The sequence below is a fragment of the Pedobacter ginsengiterrae genome (assembly GCF_039537385.1).
In the GTDB taxonomy this organism is placed as follows: domain Bacteria; phylum Bacteroidota; class Bacteroidia; order Sphingobacteriales; family Sphingobacteriaceae; genus Pedobacter; species Pedobacter ginsengiterrae.
Map to the genome: position 1 here is coordinate 1 of NZ_BAABAK010000003.1, position 24,338 is coordinate 24,338.

A 24,338-nucleotide genomic window follows, 5' to 3' on the forward strand; every position below is an offset into this window, starting at 1 on the left:
GTCCAAAATAATAATGTTGAACAAAATTAAATAAACTTCTCAACTCCCCAACTTTTTTGCTTGATCCCAATTCTATGCATAAATTTTTGTTAGTCTAAATAGGAAGAACTTTACGTTTCTAACCCCTCGAAACTGCGCTCTAAAAGCCTTTATCTTTGCATTAAAGGATTCTGCCGAGGCATTGGTTGATCCGTGCTTACGCTAAAGAAACAACACCTGTATCTACAAGTTCGATGTAGGATAAATTAAAATTGCGTTTCAACAATTGTTAATATCATAACATCAAGTACGCAATTACTTAAAACGATTTCCATTGTTTTGCGCATAATAAAAAATCAACATGGAAAACACTTTATTGAATGTAAGTTCAGATCTGCAAACCTTTATTAACAAATTTGAACCCAATAAATTTAAGGTAATGGCTAAAGGAATTGAAGTGAGGGGAATAAACAACCTGCACAGCAATATATTGGAAGCGAAATCAATTATTGAAAGGTTAGAGTTGAAACTTATTGTCTCTCATAACGCAGAAATGCTGAGCTACAAAGGTATCGAGGTAAATAATATTTAATGCTAATCCAAATCGGGCAAATAATTATGTGCCCGATTTGAATTAAACCTGAAATTTAAAAATCAGGGTTGAAGTTAAAATAAATCGGGTTTGACAAGGCAACCATTTTCTCGCTTAAGGCCATTGATTTAGGTACTTGCGGATACGGCGTATTAGTCCCTTCAACTGTAACCCTATAATAAGTTCGCCCTTGCGGATTCGGTGTATCTTCAAATTCGATCATAGGTGTTGAACCTCTAAGATTGTAAGTATCAAATTTTCCACCGTTTTTAATCACAGTTATTGTATAATCGGCATCTGGCAGCAGATTTCCATTTAACTGAACTCTAAATTTTACTGGCTTGCCATTCGACTTGATGTTATCGCCCATCATCATTTCGAATTTCCCGTCGCCATTGGCATCGGCATAAAATTCAACTCTTGGTGCAAAAGGATTGGAACTTACCGAAACCTTTGCCTGTGTTAGCGCATCAACAACGGCCTTCAAACTTCTTTCCTTTGCAAAAACCCAGGTAGTAGGTGTTCCAACATAATTATATTCTGCCTGATAAGTATTTGAAGTTGGCTTTTCGGAGCCATTAGGCACTCCGTGGTGGGCATCACTACCACCCCTTCCGGTCATCATTCTGCCCGAAGAAAGCATATCGTCCCAAATCATTATCGCATTTGCATTTTTAGGCCAAAAGGCCGAATTCCATACTTCGATCGATTGGACTAAGTCGTAAGAAAAACCAAAATTATCTTTTCCGCTGGGATGGTTTGCCGACAAATGAATGCTTAGTAATTTTTTAACTTTACCAATATTTACATCGCGTTGATCGCGAACATCGAATAGTTTTTGGTGATTATAAGGTTTATCCGAAAAAACATTCCCGTGCCCTCTGGTTGTTGTCCATTCGGCGCCGTATAGTAGAAGCAATGAATCTGATTTAAACTCAGGATCTGACCAGGTATGGTGTTCCACATCGCCATGTACATGATTATCGTGGTCGGTAATGCACACATAATCCATTTTAACCGATTTAGAAAAGTTAATGATCTTGGAAATGGAATTATTTGAAGATTCGGTACTATGCCTAGAATGGACGTGCAAATCTCCCTTTAACCACACTCCAACTGATGCTGGTGAAACTGATTTATTTAGAGTTTCCTGACTTCTAATTGCACTCGTAACTAAAACCAAAGCCACAAAAATTACAGGTTTAAAACTGGAAATAAACAGTTTACACTTGCTTAGAATTGTTGTTTTATTTTTAAAAAGCATTTTAAATTCCTCCATTACTAAAAAGCGCCTGCTGATGCAAGCGCCTGATTATTTGTTTGTTATTTTAAAATTTGATTTATGATTTTACCAGAAATGATTCGGGCATTTCTGCAGCTTTTAGCATGAAGTTATGCAGTTCATAATTTTTAACGAAAGGCTTAAGGCTTTCAGAACCAGGACCGAACATGGTAAGTTCTACATAATCGCCTGAGTGGTTCATTCCAGCCCATTGCACATCGGTATATTTCCCTAAAATCTTTCCGTATTCATAAAATGGAAGATTCGACTCGTTATAAAGTTGATCTGGCGTAATATCTTTAAAATGATTCATCAAGAACTTTACGTCTTCGGATTTCATGTTAAAACCCTGATTCTCCTTAATAAGGTCTATTATTTTTTGCTCGCTAAAAGATTGGTTAAGCTGCGCTAGCAACCAGGTATTGCTACGTTTGAAATTCTTCAAACCATCGAATTTTCTGTTGTTATCATTCGCATTAAACAAACCTGGGTTCGAGTTACCATGATCGGTGGTAATAATCACTAACGTTTCTCCGTCTCTTTCAGCAAATTCAAGGGCTTTCCCAACCGCTTCATCGAAAGCCAGCTGATCGAAGATTAAACCGCTTACATCATTCGAATGTGCCGCCCAATCTACCTTACCACCTTCTACTTGCAGTACGAAACCATTTTTGTGGTCTTTCATCAAGTCGATGGCTTTCACTGTCATTTCTGCCAATGAAGGCGTCGATTTCAACAGACTTTCATCATGCTTACGATCCACTTCATAAGGCATCCCATCTTCAGCAAACAAACCCAATACAGGCTTTGAATTATCTAAAGCCAGCATTTCGTTTCTATTTTCAGCAACTTTATAACCTTGAGTTAAATATTTTGGAATTAAGTTTCCACCTGGACGTTTATCTCCAAAATATTTATGTCCGCCGCCCATCATTACGTCGAACTTTAGCCCTAAATAAATTTCGGCAATAATATCCTGCCCACCACGATTATCAATGTTTACACAAAAACCAGCTGGCGTTGCGTGTGTGATTGGCACGGTGGTAACACAACCTACTTTTTTACCTTTTTCTTTAAACTTTTGTAGGATTGGTTGTGGCTTTTCACCTTTTGGCCCTACGTTTAAGGAGCCATTGTTAATGCGCATTCCGCCACCCCAGGACGAGCTTGCCGCTGCCGAATCCGTTACCATAGAGTTCGCCGAAGCCGTATCCATCAATGCTCTTACGCCTTTGTTATCACGATATAAGTTTAACCACTTGCTGCCAACGCCTAAAATTCTGTTCGAATAAATATCGGCCATGTTCAGTGTTCCAGTACTCATACCATCGCTTACCAGCATAATGATATTTTTCGCCTTTTTAGAGCCGCCAATAGGTTTTGCAATTACATCTTTTATACCTGTAAAAGGAGCGGCCAAACCCGCTAACAAGCCACCTTTTAATAATGATCTTCTATTCATATATTCTATTTTTCTACCCTTATTTTTTAAATAAAGGATTAGCCCTGAAATACGCTCCATCAGCAAAGCTTACAAAGTAATCGGAACTGAAATGCGTACTTTTTTGATAATAATCTGTAGTAATAACCTGCGCACCAGAGCTACAAGCGGCATTGAAATCACTTTTATCATTTTTTCGTGCCTGCTGCGTATCATTATCAGCTCTCGTTCTAATGATGTATCCTTTCTTTACCAGTTCTGGAATCTCTTTATCATTCGGATTATTGCGAATCATAAACGCAGCTTCTGGTGTGCCAGGATCTGCATTGGCAAACATTACCCTGCTTTTTAATGAAGGATGATTTTGAATATAGGTTGCTCTTTTTTTACCTGTAGCATCGAGCACGAAAATAAATTTGCCTTTCGCCTTACTTAATTTCGGCCAGTTTTGATGAAGAACAGCTTCTTCGAGCGTCCTGTACTTACCTTTTACATCATCTGGAGCTATCAGATGTTCTTTACCTAGATTTTCGGTAATCACCTTATCCAGCTCATCAAAAACTTTTGCTGTAAAAAGCTCAGGTTGTGTAAAGCCTGGTCTTTTTATTGAATCGTCTTTAGCTTCAAGGGTTATAAAAACTGGAGTATGATCGCGGTGGGCTTTTGACCATTTTCGAAGCGCCTTTAAAGCCTCTACAAAAGTCGGAACCGAACTCCTAAAATCAAGTTCTGGAATATGCAAAACCTTAAACCCTGGTTTTTCCATTATTCCAGCAGCATCAAAAGCTGATTGTCCTTTAGCCCAACCCAAACCTTTCGGTTGTGCATACTTTCCTCCTGCTGAATCCGCATACACATCGATTTCAAGGTTTCTCAATCCCAGATCTAATTGTTTTGGCAAGGAAATATGTTCGTAATCGATCTTGCTTGCAGAAACTGAATCTGTTTTCTTGAATACAGAAAATAGCGCTGGCTCGATAGCTTGTTTATAACTATTGTGCGAACCAATAACCTGAATTTGATTAATGTTTGGGTCTTCTTTAACCGTAATTAAGGCTATTGCTGGTAACACCAACAATAGCCCTATACAACTGATGATTCTCATTTGCAGTTTTTGATTATTAATAACCTGGATTTTGTTTCAAGTTTGCATTAAGCTTTAGCTCGTTTGCAGGAATAGGATAAATTCTTCTGGTTAAATCCTTGTTCATAAAAAGTACATCGTTTGGTAAGGGGTATTCTGTTTCAAACTGTCCGAAACGGATTAAATCGTTTCTTCTCCAGGCTTCCCAACTAAACTCACGAGCTCTTTCATCTAATAAATTGGTTAAGGTTGCGGTGTTTGCCAGTTCAGCACCTGCACGACTTCTTATTTTATTCAACAATAATAAAGGGGTTTGCAATTCGCCATTAACTGTGGTGGCTGTTGCACCTCTTAATATGGCTTCTGCTTTCATTAGCATTACATCAGCTAAACGTAACAAAGGCATATCATTCCCATTTAAACGAGTTGCTTGAATGGCATTTACATCTGGCCAATATTTTACCGAACGAACACCTTTGGCCTGATCGGCAACCGTGTTACCTAAATCCATTGGCTTGCCTGGTTTTAATGTTAAATCAGGTGTAATTTCTATTTGAGTTGTTGTTCCTGCAACAAGTACGGGCTTCGTTAAATCAGGTTTACGATTGGCATCTGGTGCATATTGTTTACCAATTAACCAAAAGCTATTGCGGATATCGTTGTTCAGATTAAAGCGGTTGTAATACTCTGGCGTTGTACTCATCGCGATACTGAAACCTACGTTAATACCATAAGCTGGCGCTAATGCAGGATAAAAACCAAACCTTGTAATCTGGTTACCTGGAATTTGCTGATCGTAAGGAATGGCAAAAATGGTTTCGTTAATTTGAGGGCCATTATTTACATCGAAAATATCCGAATACTTATTATCTAATGCATAGTTGGTGTTTTTCAAGATATTATCTGCCATGGTTACCGCATCAGCATATCTAGGTTTTCCTGTATAAACTTCTGCATTCAGGTACATTTTCTCTAATAAAGCATAAGCCATTGCCTGTGTTGGGCGGCCGTAAAGTAATACACGGTTGTTATTATCTTTTACAGGCAGGTTTGGAATAGCTGCCAATAACTCTTTTTCAATAAATTCAAATACTTTATCGCGAGTTTGGTTACCTGGAAGTGAACTCACTGGAAAAGTATCGATAATAGGCACATTACCGTATAAATCCATCATAAAGTAATAGTATAAAGCCCGCATAGCCTTTACTTCGGCTAAACTGCTATTTTTTGCAGTTGCAGAAACTGATGATTCATTTGTAAGGTTGATTAGACGGTTACAGTTATTAATACCACCAAATCCCCATTGCCAGATATCTCTAACATTTGGGTGGTCGATAGTCCAGGTGTGGTAGTGAAGCTGACGATACTGACCGCCATCATCAAAATTTCCATCACGTGCTGGAATAATTGCCGCATCGGTAGAAAGTTCTTGCATTCTCCAATACGGAACACCGTACTGAGAAGAAAGATTAGAATACATGGTACCAAATAGTGCCGCATAATCTGAATTGGTAAAAGGAAAATTATCTTTAACGTACTGCGATTCTACGTCGACATCTAACTTACTGCATGATTCAAGAACCATCAGGCAAGCCAGGATATTAAAAAGGATTATAAACTTTTTCATCTTTATATTTTTTTAAAATGATGCGCTAACACCAAAACTGAAGGTTCTTGTTTTTGGATAATAATTGTTGTTATCAATCCCTGGTGTTAAACCACCGATGTTAATTTCTGGATCTAAGCCGCTGTATTTAGTAATTACAAACAAGTTATTTGCGGTAACATAAAATCTGATGGCTTTGATCGATGGCGTTTTTGGCTTAATGGTGTAACCAAGTGTAGCATTATCTAAACGTAAGTAAGAACCACTTTCGAGAAAACGATCTGATATCAGGTAAGCATTAATATCATTAAACGACTCACCCAATGTAAATCTTGGGATGTTTTGGAGCTTAGCATCTGCTGGATTGTTTAGAGAAGCTTTTGTGGCATTAAGAATTTTATTTCCTAAAACGCCTCTTACCAGAAAGTTAAAATCCCAGTTTTTATAGCTGAAACTGTTGCCCCAACCGTAAATTAATTTTGGTTGAGCATTACCTGCAATTTTAGCATCGGTTGTTAAAGGTTGCGTAGCAATGGTTTGGCCCGCAGCATTTAAATAAGTACTCACACCTGCAGCATTTTTACCGGCATAGTGCCAAAGGTTAAAGGTACCTAATGCATAACCTGGTTGGATAAGCTGACTAAAATTACCTGACTGGCCTTTACCACCAAGCTGAGCAGTTTGAATTGCCGAAATTTTGTAAAAATCATCAGATAAAGTTTCGACAACGTTTTTGTTGTGTGCAACATTCGGCGAGGTTGTCCATCTAAAGCTATCTGTTTTAAAAACGGTAGCATTTAACGAAAACTCAACCCCTGTGTTTTTGATTTTACCAACGTTCGCGGTAATCGTTGGTAAGAAAAATTGTGTGGTCGAAACTTCATAACGGTCGTAAATCAAATCAGAAGTTTGTTTTACGTAATAATCAATCGAACCCGTAATTCTATCTTTAAACAAACCAAAATCTAAACCAATGTTAGTGGTTGCTGTACTCTCCCATTTTAAATTAGGATTTTCATTTCTAACAGGTCCAATTGCATTACTGATTGAACCGTTATTTAAAAATTTATTACTACCCGAAAGTGTTCCGTAAATTAGTAAAGAAGAGAAAGCATCGAAACCTAAGCTGTTACCCGATACTCCGTATCCTGCACGAAGTTTTAAATCGCTGAAAACAGGAACTGATTGCATAAAATCTTCACCAATAATTCTCCAGCCTGCAGAAACTGCTGGAAATAAACCCCAACGGTTATTTCTTCCGAATGCCGAAGAACCATCATTTCTTAACGATGCCTGGAACAAATATTTTTCATTGTAGTTATACTGAACCCTACCGTAGTAAGAAATCAATCTTAAAGTAGATATGGGTGCATTATTGAAAGCGATTTGCGAAAGCAAACTTGGGTTAGAAAGAAATAGATTGTTATACCCCAAATTATCGTTTGAAAAATTTTGAGTAGTTACCCCAAATCCATCATTCGTTCGATCTTCTTGCCATGAATAACCTCCAAGTAATTTTAGGCTATGCTTTCCAAAAGTTTTATCATAGTTAAAATAGCCTTCTAAAACCTGACTTTTATTTAAAACATCAATCTTTTGTGCTTGTCCGTTAACACCCCGGGCTAATCCCGATTGACTGTTTAAATAGGTGCTGTAATTATTTTGGTCTCTTTGAGTGGAAACGCTTGCTGTAAATTTTAATCCATCAATGATATTTACCTGAGCCATACCATTAATTAAGGTTTTGTTGTTCAGGTTATCAATTACGTTATTATCAACAATAGACAACGGGTTTCTGGTACCACTGCCAGTACGGTTGTAATTTTCCTTATAGCTACCATCAGTATTAAAAGGATTTACCGTTGGCAAATAGAAAAGCATATTTGGAAGTGCCTGCGACTGGTACACATCAGAACTTTTTGAGTTACTGTTGGTAATCGTTAAACCTAATTTTAACCTATCGCTAAAGAATTTCTCGTTAAGAAAAGCACGAACAATTGTTCTTTTTAGTGATGTATTTTTAAGAATTCCTTTATTATCCAGGTAATTTACACTTGCACCATAATCTGAAGTTTGACCCGCACCACCATAAGAAAGGTTGTGATTTTGAGAATAACCAGTCCGCTCTAAAAGGGATTGCCAGTTCGTATCCGAACCATCATCATCTACCGCATTTAAGGTTTGCTTATTATCTGAAAGATATTGTCTTAGCTCAGGCGCCGAAAGCATATCGTATTTTCTCGAAACTTTTTCTACTGCTGCATAACCGCTATAGTTTAAGCGAGACTGGCCGTTTTTAGAACGTTTTGTAGTAACAATGATTACTCCATTTGCTGCTCTTGAACCATAAATAGCTGTAGAAGATGCATCTTTCAAAATGTCAATATTTTCGATATCAGCAGGAGCAAGTAAATCAATAGATGCACCAGGAACACCATCTATAACATAAAATGGTTCTTGCGCTGCACCTTCACGTAAGGTAGAAGGACCACGCAAAATAGTAGAAGGTTTTGCATTTGGATCTCCACTTTTAGTCACATTTAAACCAGCAACTTTACCTTGAAGCAATTGTGCTGGGTTTACCATAACACCTTGATTAAATTCTTCAGCTTTTACGGAAGTTACTGCTCCAGTTAAGTCCTTCTTGTTTGCAGTTCCATAACCAATAACCACAACATCTTTTAAAGTCTGATTATCAGGCATCAACGTTACATTAATTTTACTTTGGTTATCTATAGAAATTTCTTTTGTTAAACTTCCAAGCATGGAAAAAGTAAGTACGTCTGAAGCTTTTGCCTGAATGGTGTAAGTACCTTCGGTATTGGTTGAAGTTCCGACTGCACTGCCTTTTACCCGCACAGTTACACCAGGCAAAGCTTGATTGGTTTCGTCGATTACCTTACCAGTAATCGTTTTACTACCTTGAGCATGAGCATTGAGGGAAAAGAAAAGCAGGATTGCAACGAGACAATGCCATTTGCTCATCAAAGACAAGTAAGTCCGTTTGTAATTTTGTTTCATGAATGATTAGTTATAATTGTTTGGATTCATCCACAAAAACAACCTAATTTTATCTTGTGGTGAATTGCCACAAAGATGCCTGAGCCTCGTTAGGAATTTAGTCAGTTAGAATTATGAAATTGTTAAAAGGCAGGTGGCTGTTTAAAGAGAATATTAAGCAATTGGGAGCTTAAGGCGCTGTAAAAGAGATTAATTTAATATGGTATAAAAAAAAGCGAGTTGCTTTTTGATGCAACTCGCTTTTATATAATAGTAAAATTTTGAAATTTCTACTTCTAAGAAGTTATACTTCCTTAGTTGGTACTTTAGCTTCTTCAGGATTTTGGCCATCCTTAAATTCTTTAATGCCTTTGCCTAAACCTTTCATCAATTCAGGGATTTTTTTACCACCGAATAATAGAAGTACAACAATAGCTACAATAATCATTTCTGGTCCGCCCAATAGTGCGGCAATTGTATAGTTTAACATAATTAAATAGTTTTAGTAAAGGATATTTAACTCATATACGCAGTTAAACTACAATTGGTTTTTTATTTTAGAATTAACTGGCTATTGCCCGCCTTTAACGCGTTTTAAAATATCATCGCCACCAGTTTTCCGTTCTTTTTGTAATTTTTGATTTCCGAATCGGTACGAGAAGGAAAGAATTAACCTTCTGCTATCTACATTTACATGGCTGTTCATATCTATGTTCTGATATCTGGTTACGGTTTTATATTGACTGCTCTGAAAAATATCGTTAAACAATACCTTTAAACTTCCTTTATCGCCAAGTACATTTTTCTGCATGGCTGTAGATACCGCCCAGTAATAATTTTCAGTTGATATGCCATAAGCAGATTTTGAGTTAAAATAAGCGTTGAGTTCAAAAGAATAACCACTTCCTACCTTAAACGAGTTTTGTGTATTAAAGCTGTAACTCCATCTGCTGTTATCAAAAGTTCCGTCTCCAGAATCGCCGTTATAAATATTTTTAAAAACGTTGGCAAAGTTACTCGCATTCCACCATGAGAAATAAGTGGTTTGCCCAGTTAAACTTAAGCCATAATTTACCAATCGGTTTAGGTTCTGTGGACTTTCGAAAGTTGTATTTGTAGCATCATTCTGCCCTGTAATCCAGGTAATCACATCTTTAGTTCTGCTATAGTTTAGCGATACGGTGTATTTTTCTTTAAAAACATAATTGGCCATTAAACTTTGCGTCAGCTCAGGTTTTAAATTTGGATTTCCTTCATAATACAACAATGGGTCTCTAAATACACGAAAAGGATTTAAATCGCCGTAATCAGGTCTTTCTATTCTTTTACTGTAGGCAAGTTGTAGCTGGTGATTTTCTGATAGGGGTTTGGTAATATTAACATTAGGAAATAATTGAAAGTAATTCCGATTGAAAACTGTATTTGAGGTAATTTGATTTCCAACTGTTTGCGTGTACTCTCCGCGTAAACCTGCCTGAATGGTTAGCGTATTGAATTTTTGGTTTAAACTGATATAACCTGCATGGATTTGTTCTTTATATCGAAAATGATTGCTTCCTGCAACATCGTAAATCCAATCGTTTCCTGATAAATTTTCGTAAACCAAGTTATTATCAGAATTAATAAACGAACTTTTTAAGCCACTTTCGAAGCCTAATTGTGTTCCAAACTGGTCTTTATAATCTGTTTTAAAAATGTAAACATTGGTTTTGGCTGGCACATAACCTCTCCTTACGTTTCTTTGTCCTAAACTTGTTCCTACAGGATAATTGTAAGTATCTAAATTTAGGTTTGAGGTAAAACTATTAGATGCGTAATCAGCATCAGCAGAAAATTCTCTTTCCTTTTTCTCGAATTTGTGAAGATAACCTGCCGTATAGGTAAGATTTTTCCAATTCTGCTGGTCGTAATTTGTGGTTAACATATCGCTAATCAAGTTTCCACTAAATCCATTCAGTTGATTTGTTGTTTTACTATCGTGAAGGTATTTGCCAATATTACCGTTCACCACAAAGCTTAAATTATTTGTACTATCTAAATCCAAATCAAGCCCCATTCTAAAATTATGTGTGTTTAAAGGTTCGTTCGTTTTGGTATGTTGATTAGAAATACGGTCAGGGTTGCCAACTGCGGTTCCGTTTGTATAAAACCTTCGCGTAAAATCGAGGTATTCTGTTTCACCACGATACGCATAATTATAACTCCCAAAAACATTTACATTTTTATTGCGGTAATTTAGGTTTAATCCTGAACCATATCTGGAATTTCGTCCTGCCCCGCCATTAACCGATACCGAACCATTCAATCCCTGCATTTGATTCTTTTTCATCAAAATATTGATAATTCCAGCATTCCCTGCGGCATCGAATTTGGAAGATGGGTTGGAGATAATTTCAATTTTTGATATGGATGCCGCATTTGTACCTTTTAACAGGATGCTTAACTCGGAGGGACTTAGATACGTGAGTTTTCCATTAATCATTACAGAAACCCCTGGCCTTCCTTTTAGGGTAATCTTTCCCTGATCGTCAACTTTTACTCCAGGTGCCCGTTCTAATAATTCGAGTGCTGTATTTCCTTCAGAAAGAATGCTATTTTCTACATTAATAATCGTTTTATCTAAATGTTGTTCTATAATTTTTTTCTGCGAGCGAATATTCACCGAGCCTAAACTCAGGGATTCTTCTTTCATTAAAATTAGGCCTAAGTCTATCATTCTGTTAACATCGGTAATTTGAATAATTTCGCTTTGGTGTGTTATAAAACCCATACTGCTTACTTTTACATGGAATTTCCCTTTGGGTATCGAAGCAATAGAAAAAGTACCTAGAGAATCGCTCAATACAGCTTTTATACGAGTTCCATCTTCCTGATGTAGCGCAACAGAAGCAAAAGGCAAAGCCTGTCCATCGGCCATTAATGCTGTGCCTTTTATTGAGGAATTATTTTGAGCCATTACCGATAATGATGTACCCAGAAAAAGCATCATTGTAAAAAACATAGACAAAAGAATTCCTGCATCGGCTTTTTTAGCCGATGAAATATTTAGATTAATCATCATCTCCTGAAATTTATTGTATTGAAAAAGTTTTTGATTTGGATTTTACTTTCCTTTGCTTTCCCCACCAGATGTAAAAACCTGTTATTGGTAAACTGGCGGCAATTAAACTTGCCAAAAAGTAAATGATCTTCGTGGTTAATCCAGCAAATGCACCAACATGCAATCCGTAATTAGAACGCCTTAACCAGGTAGAAATGGCGGCATCCTTTAGTTTAGTTTGAGAGCCTGGCAAAGGCTGAAGTGTATGCTGATCTAAATAAATATCTCTCCACGACCCATTAATCATATCTACGCAAACATATATTGCATCAGACGCCTGCTCGGGAAATGAAATTATGACCTCGTCTCTGTTATATTCGGCCAATTCGCTGGTCGCCTTTTTCCAGATTTTATCTATAGCCTGTATTGAAGCAACTTGTTTGTGCACGGTTGTATCTGAAACTGATTGTTCAAATTTCTGATTTACATTGCCTCCGCTTAACCAGTAAACACCTTTGTTAAACCAACTAAAACTCATAATCAAGCCTGTTATTGCAAAAATTAGTGCAACAATAAGCGAATAAAAGCCAAGTACATTATGCAAATCATAATTAACCCGTTTAAAACGAGCTTTCCATTTAATTTTAAAACTCTGATTTCTACCTGCTTTATTCCATTTCTTTGGCCACCAAAGAACTATCCCCGTAATAAGGAGCAGAAAAAAAATAAAAGTAGACCAGCCAACAACCTGTTTACCAATTGCATCGGGTAACCATAAACGGCGGTGTCCTTCATCTATGAATTCGAAAAAATCTTCGTGATGAACCATAGCGACAACTTCTGCAGTGTAGGGATTTACGTAAATAAGCGAATCTGAATCAACAGAAAACTGTACGGTTTTATTTTCGCCATGATACCAAATCGAATGAATTTCTTTACCTGGCAATGCCTGCGATACACTTTTATGCAATTTTGATGGAGGAAGTAAAATGCCCCCAGCAGGCTTTTCAGCCTTTAACCAGGGAGCATTTAAACTTTTAATTTCATGCTCAAAAACTAAAATACAGCCCGTTATACTTAAAATAACCACAACAATTCCAGATATTAGTCCGAGCCACAAATGAAGCCATGCATTAAGTTGTTTTAAGCGTTTTTTAAGCATAAATTTTATTTTAATTTTTTTTTCGAACAAGGATTATTATAATTTTTCGAGACGACGAAGACTTGTAATACCTTCTAATTTTAAGCCACGAGTAACTGTTCCTGTTGCAACATTATATACATAAACATAAAATCCATTGGCAGTTTTTGCAGCAATGTAAACCACGCCGTTATCAACCAAAACATTTTCAGAATAACCACCGCTAATGCTTTTTGGGATATTGATTTTAGTTTTGGTTTGGTTAGCTACATCTACTAAATAATAATCGGTGATGTATTTAGAACCGTATGCTGATGAACCATCGATTTGGGTTTTATCCATAATCTTAACAATTGCTTTTCCGTTACCTACATGATAAAGACCTAAAGCCTCTTCCTTAGTTCTGTCGGTAAGTTCGTAGAAATAAGTAGCGTCGGTTTGTGTCGAACCACTTTTTACACGATAAACGCCAAATGGCTTGTTCGTCATTTTTGTTGCCCAAATGGTTGGCGAGTTTAAGAAATATGCCGTTCCGTTATCTGTAAATGCACCAGGCATGTGTAAAGTATAATGGCTAGGAAAATTAAAACGGGTATCAGTTGTTACAACAATGTTGTTCATCGCTGGATAATCGATCGAAGCTAAATAAGATTCGTTAACAGAAATATCATCAGCATCTGCATTTCTGGTGTAGCTTATGTATAATTTATTATCGATAAAAGTTGCACTATTTCCCCAGTAATAATAACCCGCTGGTGGTTTTGGTATATTGATATTACCACTCGCGGTAAAAGCCATTGTTTCTACATTAAGGGTAGCATATTCGTACTGAAGACCAGAATTTACACTAAAGAAGATTAGCGTTTTAGCATCTTTCCAGATGTAAAAACTAGACCAATACGCCCAACTGATTTGAGTAAATGGAATCTCTTTTGCAACTGTAATCTTTTTATTATCAGATGAAAATTTAACCAGGTTGCCCGCATCGTTAGTTGCATAGTAATAACCATCTTTTGAAGTAATTACGGTTAAACTGGTTTCAACGCCATTTCCAGTTGTAGTTACAGAACCTTCACTTAATGACGATGTACGAAGAATATAAGCGCCTGATGGCGTTCCTGCATCAACAAATAAACTAAAATTATTTGTTGTAGATGGAACTTCGGGTTCTGCTGAACCTCCTTTTTTACAGGCAGAAAAACCTGCAACAAATAAAACAAGAGCAGATAAAACGAATCGTTTTGAGTTTGTTTTTAACATGACTTTAATTGTATAGAATGAATTAATATGATTTGATGAAATATCTAAGCTTCACGAAAAAAGACCTTCCTGGTTTTTGTAACCTGAAATTATCGTAGGCCAACTCGTTGGTTACATTTAACGATTCGACAGAAAGATTATATCTTCCGTTTTTTAAGGCATAAGAAAGGCCAACATTATGAATGAGCTGATTAGGAATTTTATTTTTCGATTCGATACTTCCTCTGCTCTCCCAGTTTAGGTAAAACCAATTTACAAACTGGCTCGAGTAGTTAAATTGAATTCTCGAATCTTTGGCAAAAACATCATTCTTACCAATACTAAAATTAGCATTTGCGTAAAACCACGGTTGATTTGGAATTCTATCGCCATAAGTAATGTCTAAAATATCTGTGCCTAACTCGTAGCGTTGGTTATTAACCGCATTTTGGTAAGAAGCATTAAATGCGATTTCAAAAACATCGCCATAGTTATATTTAATTTCGGCTTCGGCACCATTTATTTTAGCTGCGCCAATGTTATCATAGGTAGAAAAAATCCCTCCCGATGGGATAAAGTAGATAAAGTCTTTCGCGTTGCGGAAAAAGTAAGCACCTTCGAAGGCAAACTTGTGCTGATCAATGCGGTAAGTGTAATATGCACCGAGATTAATATTATCACTTTGTTCTGGTTTTAACTTATTGTTTGAGGCGATATCTATTCCGTTACCAAAAAGTTCTTCACCTTCCTGTAATCGATAGGCATGCTCAAAAGAAGCCTTTAATCCAAACTGTTCTGTTATTTTAAATCTCGAAGCTATCCCATAACCTAAATAACCTTCCTGAGTTCTGGAATCGGAGTTTACCCAACCTTGCTCACCCCCAAAATATACAGCGTTACGAACAAAAGCCCCAAGATTGTAATATTTGGCAAAAGCCGTGGTTGTTAACCTATTATTGAATGAGTTATTTTGATAAGCTAATCCAACAATGTTTTTTGAAATGGTGTTCGGAATATCAAATACATTGTTTTTAACCGTTCCTAAATCTTCTACCGCACTGCGGCCGTAATGGTTATAGTTATAATTAAGATTTAAACTGTTATTATCGTTTAACTGATAGGCAAAATTTGCCCTGGCAATAGCCGATGTATTTTTATAATGATAAATGGTTTTTATATCACTTAATTCTCCTTGAATAGGTTCGAATCTTCCTTTTCCACCCCAACCATAAAGATAGGATGATGTATCTGCAACATTTGAACGTGTAATTGAATACGAAGCCATTAGGTTAGCACTTAAACCTTTCAAAAGAAAATCTTTCTTTTTATAGTTTATGCTGGGCATAAGGAAATTTTCGCGGTTATTTACGGCACCATAAACTTTATTCTGATTTGAACCAGTCTGAATTTCCTTATACAAATTCGAATAAACCAAACCTATGGTGATTTTATCAGCCCACGATTTATCAGTCAACCCCACATTTATTTGCCCCATTGTAGAGCGATAGGCATCGTGAAAGCGACGAACATCCTTTTCGACAACCTGGCCATTTTCGGTAACCTTAATTGCGGCATCGTATTTCGGGTTACTTCGCATTAAGTAATTGTTATCCGAGTAGTTATTAAAACCATTAAAATCGAAAACCAAACCTGTTTTAGCATCGGTATATCGCCCAGATAATGCAGCTCTTGAGGTATTAAACGAACCATAGCTTACACTTGCATCCAAATACTTCCTGGTGTGTTGATCGGTAATGATATTAACTGCTCCACCAAGCGCATCGGCACCTAATTCTACTGGTACCACACCTTTGTAAACCTCTATTCTTTCGGCCAGATTTACAGGAATGTTGTTGAGCGACATGGCTTTTCCGAAACCTTCCATTGGGATCCCATCTAAAAAGAAACGAATTTGTTTGCCTGAAAGACCATTTAGCGAAAAATTGAAATCAGAACCCATCCCGCCTTGTTCCCTAACCTTAACACCAGTACTTCGGTTTAAAATTTGATTGAGATCTGAAGTCATATTTACATACAACTTGGTTTCGATGCCATTTACACTAAAACCTGATTCTTTTAAAACTGCAGATTTTGTTTTACCATTAATTGCTACCGTATTTAAGTCGTTTTTGCTTCTTTTCAGGATGAAGTTTAACTGAATTTCTTCGTTATCTCTTAAAGTAACTTCTTTGATTTCGCTTAATAAACCAACAAACGAAACTGTTATTCTGTAAGTTCCTGCTTTAAGTTTGGTAAGTTGATAAATACCCAAAGAATCGGTAGTAGTACCAACTTTACTGTTTTTTAAAGCTATCGAAGCTCCAGAAATAAAACCAGAATCATCAGAAATTTGACCAGAAATTTTTGAGGTTTGCGCAACTACAGAAAAAGTTAGAAACGAGAGTGATAATGAAAGTAAAATTTTATTAATAGACATTATTTTAATATTGTGCTTATATAAGGTAGTAGCACAACTTTCAATTTTCCGAAGGTGGAAAATGAAAAAATATTAAAATTTATTTTTAGTCTCTTAGTTTATCCATTCTAAGTATGAAATCGGTATCGCCCGATAAACGGATTCCTTTTTTTAAAGTCCCCGTTTTTATATCATAAAGCCACACATAATTACCTTCTTGGGTAGAGTTAACGGCTATATAAGCCGTATTGCCTTCTACAATAACGCATTGCTTTCTGGTACCCTTATCTAAAGGAAGATTAAGTTTTTTAACCGATTTTGTTTTGAGGTTAAGGATATAAAATTCGAAGTGTGCCGTACTGTAATGATCGCCCAAACCTTTAAAAAGATCTTTTCGTTCTGAGCGGATGATCGCTTCATCCCCACCTAAATACCACATTCCATAAGCATGGTTTTGAATTGCAGAATTCGATATATTAAAAAAGTAATCCTGATCTACTTTATTTTCTTTTGCCTTAATTCTAAATATTGCGGTTGGCATATCTGGTCGGTTACCCAAGGCAATTCCTGGGCACGACATAAAATAATGATCGCCCTTAAAATCTGCAAAACTGTAAGGTTGAATGGTATTTATACCGCCTGGATAGGTAGATCGGCTGTCCTTTTCTGTTTTTAGCAGTTTCATTGCCGGATAACTTAGCGTAGAAAAATACATCGTATCGCTTGTTAGGTAGTTCGAAGTTTCGACAGCTACATGGTAGGTATAACCAACGAATAATTTATCTTCATTTCTTTCTAAAAAACCGATAGACATCGAGGTAAATTTTCCTTTCGGTTTAGGGATACCGCTGAAACCTCTCGAAATTAATTTCATGCTTCCAACACTTATCAAAGCATATTCTGGTTGGTTATACCCTTTAACATTCAATCCTGTTAAAAGTAAGGTATCGGCACTAATCCAATTAAAGTTTTCAATCGAAAAGTTTTCGAGCTTAACCGCAGCAACACGTTCAAATTTTCCTTTTTCGAGCTTAAATTTTGTAAATAATGGCGATTTTCTGTTTAAATGGTAATAGAATCCGTTTTTTACAAAAACATCGCGATCCATTTCACTTCCATCGAGTTCAGTTCCCGATATTTCGGGCTTAAGTTCGCCATTGCTCAGATTATCGCTTTGCATTAAATACTCTTTGCCATTTTTACCCAATATGTAAAAGCTGTATTTACCGTTTACACTTTTTGGCTTTTCAGCGCAAGCGGTTAGCAATACAGCAACAAACAAAAATAAGATTGCGAATTGCTTATAAATCGGCATAAATGGAACAGGTAAAGAGCGCATTAAATATCAAATTGAGAACTGATTTGCTTTTGAATAACAGGAGGTAAATCGAGCAGATTCTTTTGGCTTACCACGATAATCCCTTGTTTACCCGATTTATTGTCGAGGATGATATAAGTTTGTCCTTTTTTAAGGGTAATTTTTTTATGGGTTCCTTCAAAAATAAGTTCAATATCTTTTTTGGGCGACAGTAAGATACTGCCGTTTAGATTGATAACACCAGCATCCTTATTAATTTTCGCTATTGTATTGGGCCCGATTGCGGCATTAAATTCTAAAGAGTTAACATGCTTTACATTTTCTGAATACGCATTATTAACGGATACAAAATCAGGAAGTTTTTCTTGCTTATTCACAAAAAGATAAAGGAGGCCGCAAATTAAGCCGATAACCAATGATGCAGCAATTGCCCCTTGCCAAAAAACGATAGTCGTATTTTTTGCCTGATCAGCTTTTAAATCTGGGGTTATAAATGCATCAATATTAGCCCACATTTGTTTTTTATGGTCTAATTTATCTTCATTTAACGGAAGGATAGCTAAATCTTCGATGTCAGTACTAAAAAGCCAGGCTTCAACAAGCTTACGTTCCTCTTCCGTACATTCATCTAGATGATATTTCTCTATCAGTCTTCTATTAATCTCCATCAGATTTTACTTATAGCTTTAGGTTGAACAAACTTAATTAAAATACTCCTTTTAATTATAAGTAGCATAAGCTAACAATTTACGAAGTATGTTTTATAAAAATTAATAATTAGCCAAACCCGATTTTAATTTACCCATCGCTTTAGTAATGTGATACTCTACTGCACGCTCTGAAATTGATAGTAAAGTGGCAATATCTTTATTTGGCATCCCTTCTTCCCTGCTCAGTTTGTAAACTCTTTTACACTGGCAAGGCAATTCATCAACCAAAAGATTAACCTGTTGTTTTAAATTATTAAATAAAACCTTTTCTTCGGTACAATTGTGGGCAGTTAAACAATCGAGCATAGCCAATTCGCTATGTTTTTGCCTGCTAACCTGATTTCTAATGTATTCGAAAGCTTTAAACTTGGCCGAACGAACAAGATAATGTTCTATTTTTTGAATTTCGAGTTCAGCCCTGCGTTCCCAAAGGGATTTAAAAATATCCTGAACCATTTCTTTGGCAGGTTCAACTTCCCTGATGGTGTTAAAACAAACAGCATAAAGTTTTTCCCAATAAAGTTCATACGTTCTTTCGAACATCGCTTTATTAATGATGGTGATTTTATCGCTATTTAATTTATTTGCCAAGGGATATTATGAGGTAAATTGCTGCGAATATACATTATTTAGAACAATTATAAATAAAAACAATCAATACGAATCGCAGCCTTAGCTTATTTGTTATGACAACTTACATGTTTAATATTTTATTTTAAAAAGGGCTGTGACTGAAACAATAATTTAATTGAACTTGTTATCTTCGCTGTAAAACCAGTTTCGAAGTAGAAATCCTTGATGAACGTTTTAGACTCCCCACTTTTTAAAAGTCTTTTTGAAGATGATGTTCCAAGAATAATTCTTGCGGCAAATGTACCCGATTATACCATTATAACTTATAATGAAACTTATAAAAAGGCTACTTACACCACCAATCGCGAGGTTAGAGGTCAATCTTTATGGGTTGCATTTCCTAAAGATGAAATACACGGTGGAACTGAGATTTTAGAACGAGGATTGGCAGAGGCGACAGACAAAAACAAAAAAATTGTTCTACCTCCTTTTCGTTATGATATTCCTTCAGCAGATGAAAATACTAACGAAACAAGATGGTGGCAAATTGAAATCGAACCGATTTCGAGTAATGGTGAAAAAGCCGACTCTTTGCTTGTAAAAACCATTAATATTACGGAGCAAGTTAAGAGAAATAAAACGATAAGCAATTACATAGAACGTGAACAAAGCTTAAGTAACGAACTGGCTCAAACACACGAAGAACTTGCTGCTTCTAATGAGGAACTATTAGCTAACCTGGAAGATTTATTAGTTACCAATGAAGCTTTAAGTCAATCGCAAAATGAACTCCAATCCTTAAATAGGGAACTCGAAAACCGTGTTGAAGCACGCACAATAGATGTTCAGGCTAGTAAACTTTTGCTCCAGAACATAATTAGTACGGCCAATATTGCAATGACTTTACTAAAGGGTGAAGATTTAATAATCGAATTGCCTAATCCGAAAATGCTTCACATTTGGCAAAGAGATTTAAAAGCAGTTGAAGGAAAAAAAATCACAGATGTATTTCCAGAACTCAAAAATCAAAGATTTCCTCAGCTTTTAGCAGATGTATTCAGAACTGGAGAGCGAATTGCCATGCCTCAGGTTCCCGTAGATATTTCGTATCCGAATGGCGAGATTAAACTTATTTATGTAGATTTTTCTTACGACCCGATATTTAGCAAGGATGGTAAAGTTGAATATATCTTAGCTTCTGTTAATGATATTACAGAGCAGGTTGAGAACTTAAAACAGCTTGAGGAGAGCAAGTCGGAACTTCAGGCAACAACCGAAGAATTAGCGGCATCAAATGAAGAATTATCGGCTACAAATGAAGAACTGGCCACCACGAACGAAGAATTACAGGAGGCACAAGAAAATTTATCGTTAAAAATTGATGAATTATCGGAAACAGAAGAAAGTTTGAGATTAGCCTTAGCTTCTGGTAATTTAGGTATTTACAGCATCGAGCCATCTACTGGAAAATTTGATATTTCTTCAAAAGCCAGAGAATTTTATGGATTGGCGCCCGAAGGCCCCATTACCTGGATTGATGTAACGAATACTGTTGTTCCAGAATATTTGCACATTATTGAACAAGCCAGAATTAACGCATTAAAAAATCAATTACCTTTCGACGTACAATACCCAATTATTCAAAGTTCAACTAAAACCATTAAATGGGTACGTGTAGTTGGTAAAAGCGTATCCGAAACAAAACTTAGGCCAGCAAGATTTTTAGGCGTCATTATCGATATTACATCAGAAATTGAATATAGACACACGCTGGAAGAAAGTGAAGACCGTTTTAGAAACATGGCCGAAGCAACTGATGTATTTATTGCTGTTGGCGATGAAACCAGTAATGCAACTTACTTTAATAGCTCGTGGAGCGATATTACTGGCCGAACCATGGAAAGCCTGCTTGAATTTGGCTGGGTTGATTTGGTACACGCTGAAGATCGAGAACGATATTTAAACATATATTTAAATGCCTTTGAAAATAAACTTCCCTTTACTGGTGAGTTTAGATTGCTAAATAAAGAAGGTGAATACGTTTGGCTTTTAGCTAAAGGAACGCCACGTTTTCATGCTGATGGTACATTTGCTGGATATATCAGCACCTCTATAGATATTTCGGAGCTCAAAAGAGATGAATTGCGTAAAAACGATTTCATTGGAATGGTAAGCCACGAACTTAAAACACCTTTAACAGCCATTAGTGGTTTTGTACAGGTTTTGCAATCGAGAGCTAAAAAGAATGATGATGATTATGCTCTGCTTGCTTTAAACAGAGCTTATAATCAGGTTAAGAAAATGACAACCATGATTAATGGTTTCCTTAATGTTTCGAGACTGGAATCAGGCAAGTTATTAATAGAAAAATCTCACTTTCAGTTAGATGAATTATTAAACGAATTAATTGATGAAAGTGATCTTGTACAATTCTCTCATGAGATTACACTATCGATTAAAGAACCAATATCCATATACGCCGATCGCGATAAAATTGGTAGTGTAATATCGAATCTACTCAGTAATGCAGTAAAATATTCTGCTGCAAACACAAAAATAGGTGTCGATTGCCAAATATCAGGCGACAAAGCTATAATTTCTGTAACCGATGAGGGAATAGGAATTGATGCGGAAGACTTAGAAAAACTTTTCGATAGATATTATCGTGTAGGTAAGCATCATACAGTTTCTGGCTTCGGAATCGGTTTGTATTTAAGTGCCGAAATTGTAGAAAGACATAATGGTAAAATTGGTGTAACGAGCAAAGCTGGAGAAGGTTCTACCTTCTATTTCGAAATACCAATAGAACAGGCTTAACCATTTAACCCTAAATTTGTCTCATTTACCCTTTTTGATTTTTAGAATCTTCTAATACCTTTATTCTATAAACCAATAGAAATATGGCAACTGAGAATATCACACCAATTACAATTGAGGCAACAATAAATGCACCCGTAGAAAAAGTTTGGGAATTTTGGAATAACCCAGAACATATCAAAAAATGGGCTTTTGCGTCACCAGAATGGCATGCTCCTAAAGCAGAAAACGATTTACGTGTAGGTGGAGTATTTTCTACAACCATGACCGCAAAAGATGGAAGTATGAGTTTTGATTTTGGAGGAACTTACGATACGGTAGAGGAAAACAGACTTATAGCCTATACGCTTGAAGATGGAAGAAAAGTAAAAATAGTTTTCGAAGCTGCTGGCGATACAACAAACATTACAGAAACATTCGATCCAGAAACCCAAAACCCTATTGAAATGCAAAAAGGTGGCTGGCAGGCAATTTTGGATAACTTTAAAAAACATACAGAGGAAAACTAAAACTTCTGATAAAAGTTAGATCAGTTAGCTATTTTAACTGGTCTAACTTTTTAAAAACTATAGATTTTATAATTCCTGAACCATAATTAAGTAACAATTCGATTATTATTTGATTTGCATAATAATTGGTTTGACTTTAATACTTCGATGTTCCTTTCATAATTTACATTTGTGGTGTAAATTTCACACTATGCATCGAATATCATTTGTTTATTCAACGTTTTTTTTAATTTTTATTTCTGCATACAGCTCAAAAGCGCAAACCTTAACCCTTAAAGAGGCTGTAAATACCGCGTTAACTAATTATGCAACCATAAAAGCGAAGCAGAATTATGCAAATGCATCAAAATCGACTATACAACAGGCCAAGAGAGATTACTTACCTAACTTCAGCATAAGTGCCCAACAAGATTACGGTACTATTAATGGTCAAAATGGGCCATCTTACGGTCTTGGCGGTTTAGGAATCGCTTCATCAGGACCTGCATTAGAGCAGCAAAACTGGAACGCTGCTTTTGGAGCGCTTTACCTGGCAAATGTCAACTGGGATTTTTTCACCTTTGGGCGGATCAAACAACGTATTAAAGTAGCCGATGCGGCTTTTCAAAGAGATCAAAATGATTTGGAACAAGAAAAGTTCCAACAAGAAATTAGAGTTTCGGCTGCTTACCTAAACTTATTAGCCGCTCAACGGTTAACCAAATCGCAGGAAAAAAACTTAGAAAGAGCCACAACTTTTAAAAATACAGCTGCTGTTCGAGCAAAAAACGGATTAATTGCTGGTGTAGATTCTTCCTTTGCTAAAGCTGAAGTATCTAGTGCCAAAATTGCCTTAACCAGGGCTAAAGATTTAGAGCAAGAGCAAGCCAATCGTTTAGGCGTTTTAATGGGATTAACATCAACCGAATATAAGTTAGATACCGCATCAATTAATAGAATTCCTGCCAGTTTACTTAACGACACCATAAAAACCTCGCACCCGATACTAAAATTTTACCAAAACAGAATCGACGTTAGCAACCAACAGGTAGATTACTTTAAAAAATTATATTACCCAACATTCTCCTTTTTTGGCGTAATGCAAGGTCGTGGCTCTGGCTTTAATCCGAACTATATTTTAAACCAATCCTTGTACTCAAAAAGTTATAGCGACGGTATAAATCCAAAACGGGGTAACTATTTGATTGGAATAGGAATGACCTGGAACTTAACTTCTTTACTGAGAAACCACTCGCAGGTTAAAGCACAACAATATACTACCGAAGGTTTAAAAAATGAGTACGAATTGGTTGATCAGCAACTGAAATCGCAACTCGCCCTTGCCGAAGCCAAACTAAAAAATGCCCTCGATAATTACAATGAAGTACCCATTCAGGTTAAGGCAGCATCCGATGCTTACCGACAAAAAAGCGTTTTGTATAAAAATGGGTTAACCACATTGGTCGATTTAACACAAGCACTATTTACTTTAAACAGAGCTGAAACCGATAGAGATATTGCTTATACAAATGTATGGCAAGCTTTACTTTTAAAATCTGCGGCTTTGGGCAATTACAATCTATTTATCAACGAATTTTAATCAAGCTATATA

The 24,338-nt window shown here is 36.3% G+C and carries 17 protein-coding genes and 1 pseudogene; 4 read left to right on the forward strand and 14 right to left on the reverse strand.

The features are described from left to right. Nucleotides 1-72 precede the first annotated feature (72 nt). Nucleotides 73-186: pseudogene (locus ABD692_RS02175) on the reverse strand (transposase); the annotation flags it as partial. A 154-nt stretch (nt 187-340) separates the two neighbouring features. On the opposite strand from ABD692_RS02175, the gene ABD692_RS02180 reads away from it, so the two are divergent. Next, on the forward strand, nt 341-571 hold the full coding sequence (locus ABD692_RS02180) for a hypothetical protein (RefSeq protein ID WP_344764559.1): 231 nt from the start codon (nt 341-343) through the stop codon (nt 569-571). A 55-nt stretch (nt 572-626) separates the two neighbouring features. On the opposite strand, the gene ABD692_RS02185 is transcribed toward ABD692_RS02180, so the two are convergent. The 13 genes from ABD692_RS02185 to ABD692_RS02245 all read right to left on the reverse strand — a co-directional run bounded on the left by ABD692_RS02185 (nt 627) and on the right by ABD692_RS02245 (nt 19,439). After that, a complete protein-coding gene (locus ABD692_RS02185) occupies nt 627-1,850 on the reverse strand; it encodes a CehA/McbA family metallohydrolase (protein ID WP_344764561.1) in 1,224 nt (407 codons plus the stop codon). Nucleotides 1,851-1,911: 61 nt separating this feature from the next. Beyond that, nucleotides 1,912-3,315, reverse strand: coding sequence for an alkaline phosphatase (locus ABD692_RS02190; RefSeq protein ID WP_344764563.1), 1,404 nt, complete (start codon nt 3,313-3,315; stop codon nt 1,912-1,914). A 19-nt stretch (nt 3,316-3,334) separates the two neighbouring features. Then, a complete protein-coding gene (locus ABD692_RS02195; protein WP_344764565.1) occupies nt 3,335-4,399 on the reverse strand; it encodes a phosphatidylinositol-specific phospholipase C1-like protein in 1,065 nt (354 codons plus the stop codon). Nucleotides 4,400-4,415: 16 nt separating this feature from the next. Further along, the gene (locus ABD692_RS02200; RefSeq protein ID WP_316758993.1) at nt 4,416-6,005 is read right to left on the reverse strand and encodes a RagB/SusD family nutrient uptake outer membrane protein; all 1,590 of its coding nucleotides are present in this window, start codon (nt 6,003-6,005) and stop codon (nt 4,416-4,418) included. Nucleotides 6,006-6,017: 12 nt separating this feature from the next. Beyond that, entirely contained in the window at nt 6,018-9,005 is a 2,988-nt protein-coding gene (locus ABD692_RS02205) for a SusC/RagA family TonB-linked outer membrane protein (RefSeq protein ID WP_344764568.1), read from the reverse strand. Between the two features lie 283 nt (nt 9,006-9,288). Continuing rightward, nucleotides 9,289-9,474, reverse strand: a complete 186-nt coding sequence (locus ABD692_RS02210; RefSeq protein WP_344764570.1) for a Sec-independent protein translocase subunit TatA/TatB — start codon at nt 9,472-9,474, stop codon at nt 9,289-9,291. 81 nt (nt 9,475-9,555) lie between these two features. Continuing rightward, entirely contained in the window at nt 9,556-12,045 is a 2,490-nt protein-coding gene (locus ABD692_RS02215; RefSeq protein ID WP_344764572.1) for a TonB-dependent receptor domain-containing protein, read from the reverse strand. 10 nt (nt 12,046-12,055) lie between these two features. After that, nucleotides 12,056-13,186 carry a PepSY-associated TM helix domain-containing protein gene (locus ABD692_RS02220; RefSeq protein ID WP_344764574.1) on the reverse strand — a complete coding sequence of 377 codons (1,131 nt, stop codon included), beginning with the start codon at nt 13,184-13,186 and terminating at the stop codon, nt 12,056-12,058. Nucleotides 13,187-13,222: 36 nt separating this feature from the next. After that, nucleotides 13,223-14,425, reverse strand: coding sequence for a DUF4374 domain-containing protein (locus tag ABD692_RS02225; protein ID WP_344764576.1), 1,203 nt, complete (start codon nt 14,423-14,425; stop codon nt 13,223-13,225). 22 nt (nt 14,426-14,447) lie between these two features. Next, nucleotides 14,448-16,841 (reverse strand): TonB-dependent receptor, encoded by a 2,394-nt coding sequence (locus ABD692_RS02230; RefSeq protein WP_344764577.1) that lies wholly within the window; start codon nt 16,839-16,841, stop codon nt 14,448-14,450. 85 nt (nt 16,842-16,926) lie between these two features. Continuing rightward, nucleotides 16,927-18,159, reverse strand: coding sequence for a DUF4374 domain-containing protein (locus ABD692_RS02235; RefSeq protein ID WP_344764579.1), 1,233 nt, complete (start codon nt 18,157-18,159; stop codon nt 16,927-16,929). Then, entirely contained in the window at nt 18,159-18,806 is a 648-nt protein-coding gene (locus ABD692_RS02240; RefSeq protein ID WP_344764581.1) for a hypothetical protein, read from the reverse strand. The genes ABD692_RS02235 and ABD692_RS02240 overlap by 1 nt, the downstream gene beginning before the upstream one ends. 102 nt (nt 18,807-18,908) lie before the next feature. Then, complete coding sequence (locus ABD692_RS02245) at nt 18,909-19,439, reverse strand: sigma-70 family RNA polymerase sigma factor (protein ID WP_344764583.1); 531 nt, start codon at nt 19,437-19,439, stop codon at nt 18,909-18,911. Nucleotides 19,440-19,646: 207 nt separating this feature from the next. Here ABD692_RS02245 and ABD692_RS02250 point away from each other — a divergent pair, with 207 nt between their 5' ends. From ABD692_RS02250 to ABD692_RS02260, 3 genes are all read left to right on the forward strand, one after another. Further along, nucleotides 19,647-22,238, forward strand: a complete 2,592-nt coding sequence (locus ABD692_RS02250; protein WP_344764585.1) for a PAS domain S-box protein — start codon at nt 19,647-19,649, stop codon at nt 22,236-22,238. 83 nt (nt 22,239-22,321) lie between these two features. Beyond that, complete coding sequence (locus ABD692_RS02255) at nt 22,322-22,747, forward strand: SRPBCC family protein (protein WP_344764587.1); 426 nt, start codon at nt 22,322-22,324, stop codon at nt 22,745-22,747. A gap of 190 nt (nt 22,748-22,937) precedes the next feature. Further along, entirely contained in the window at nt 22,938-24,326 is a 1,389-nt protein-coding gene (locus ABD692_RS02260) for a TolC family protein (protein ID WP_344764589.1), read from the forward strand. Nucleotides 24,327-24,338: the final 12 nt, after the last annotated feature.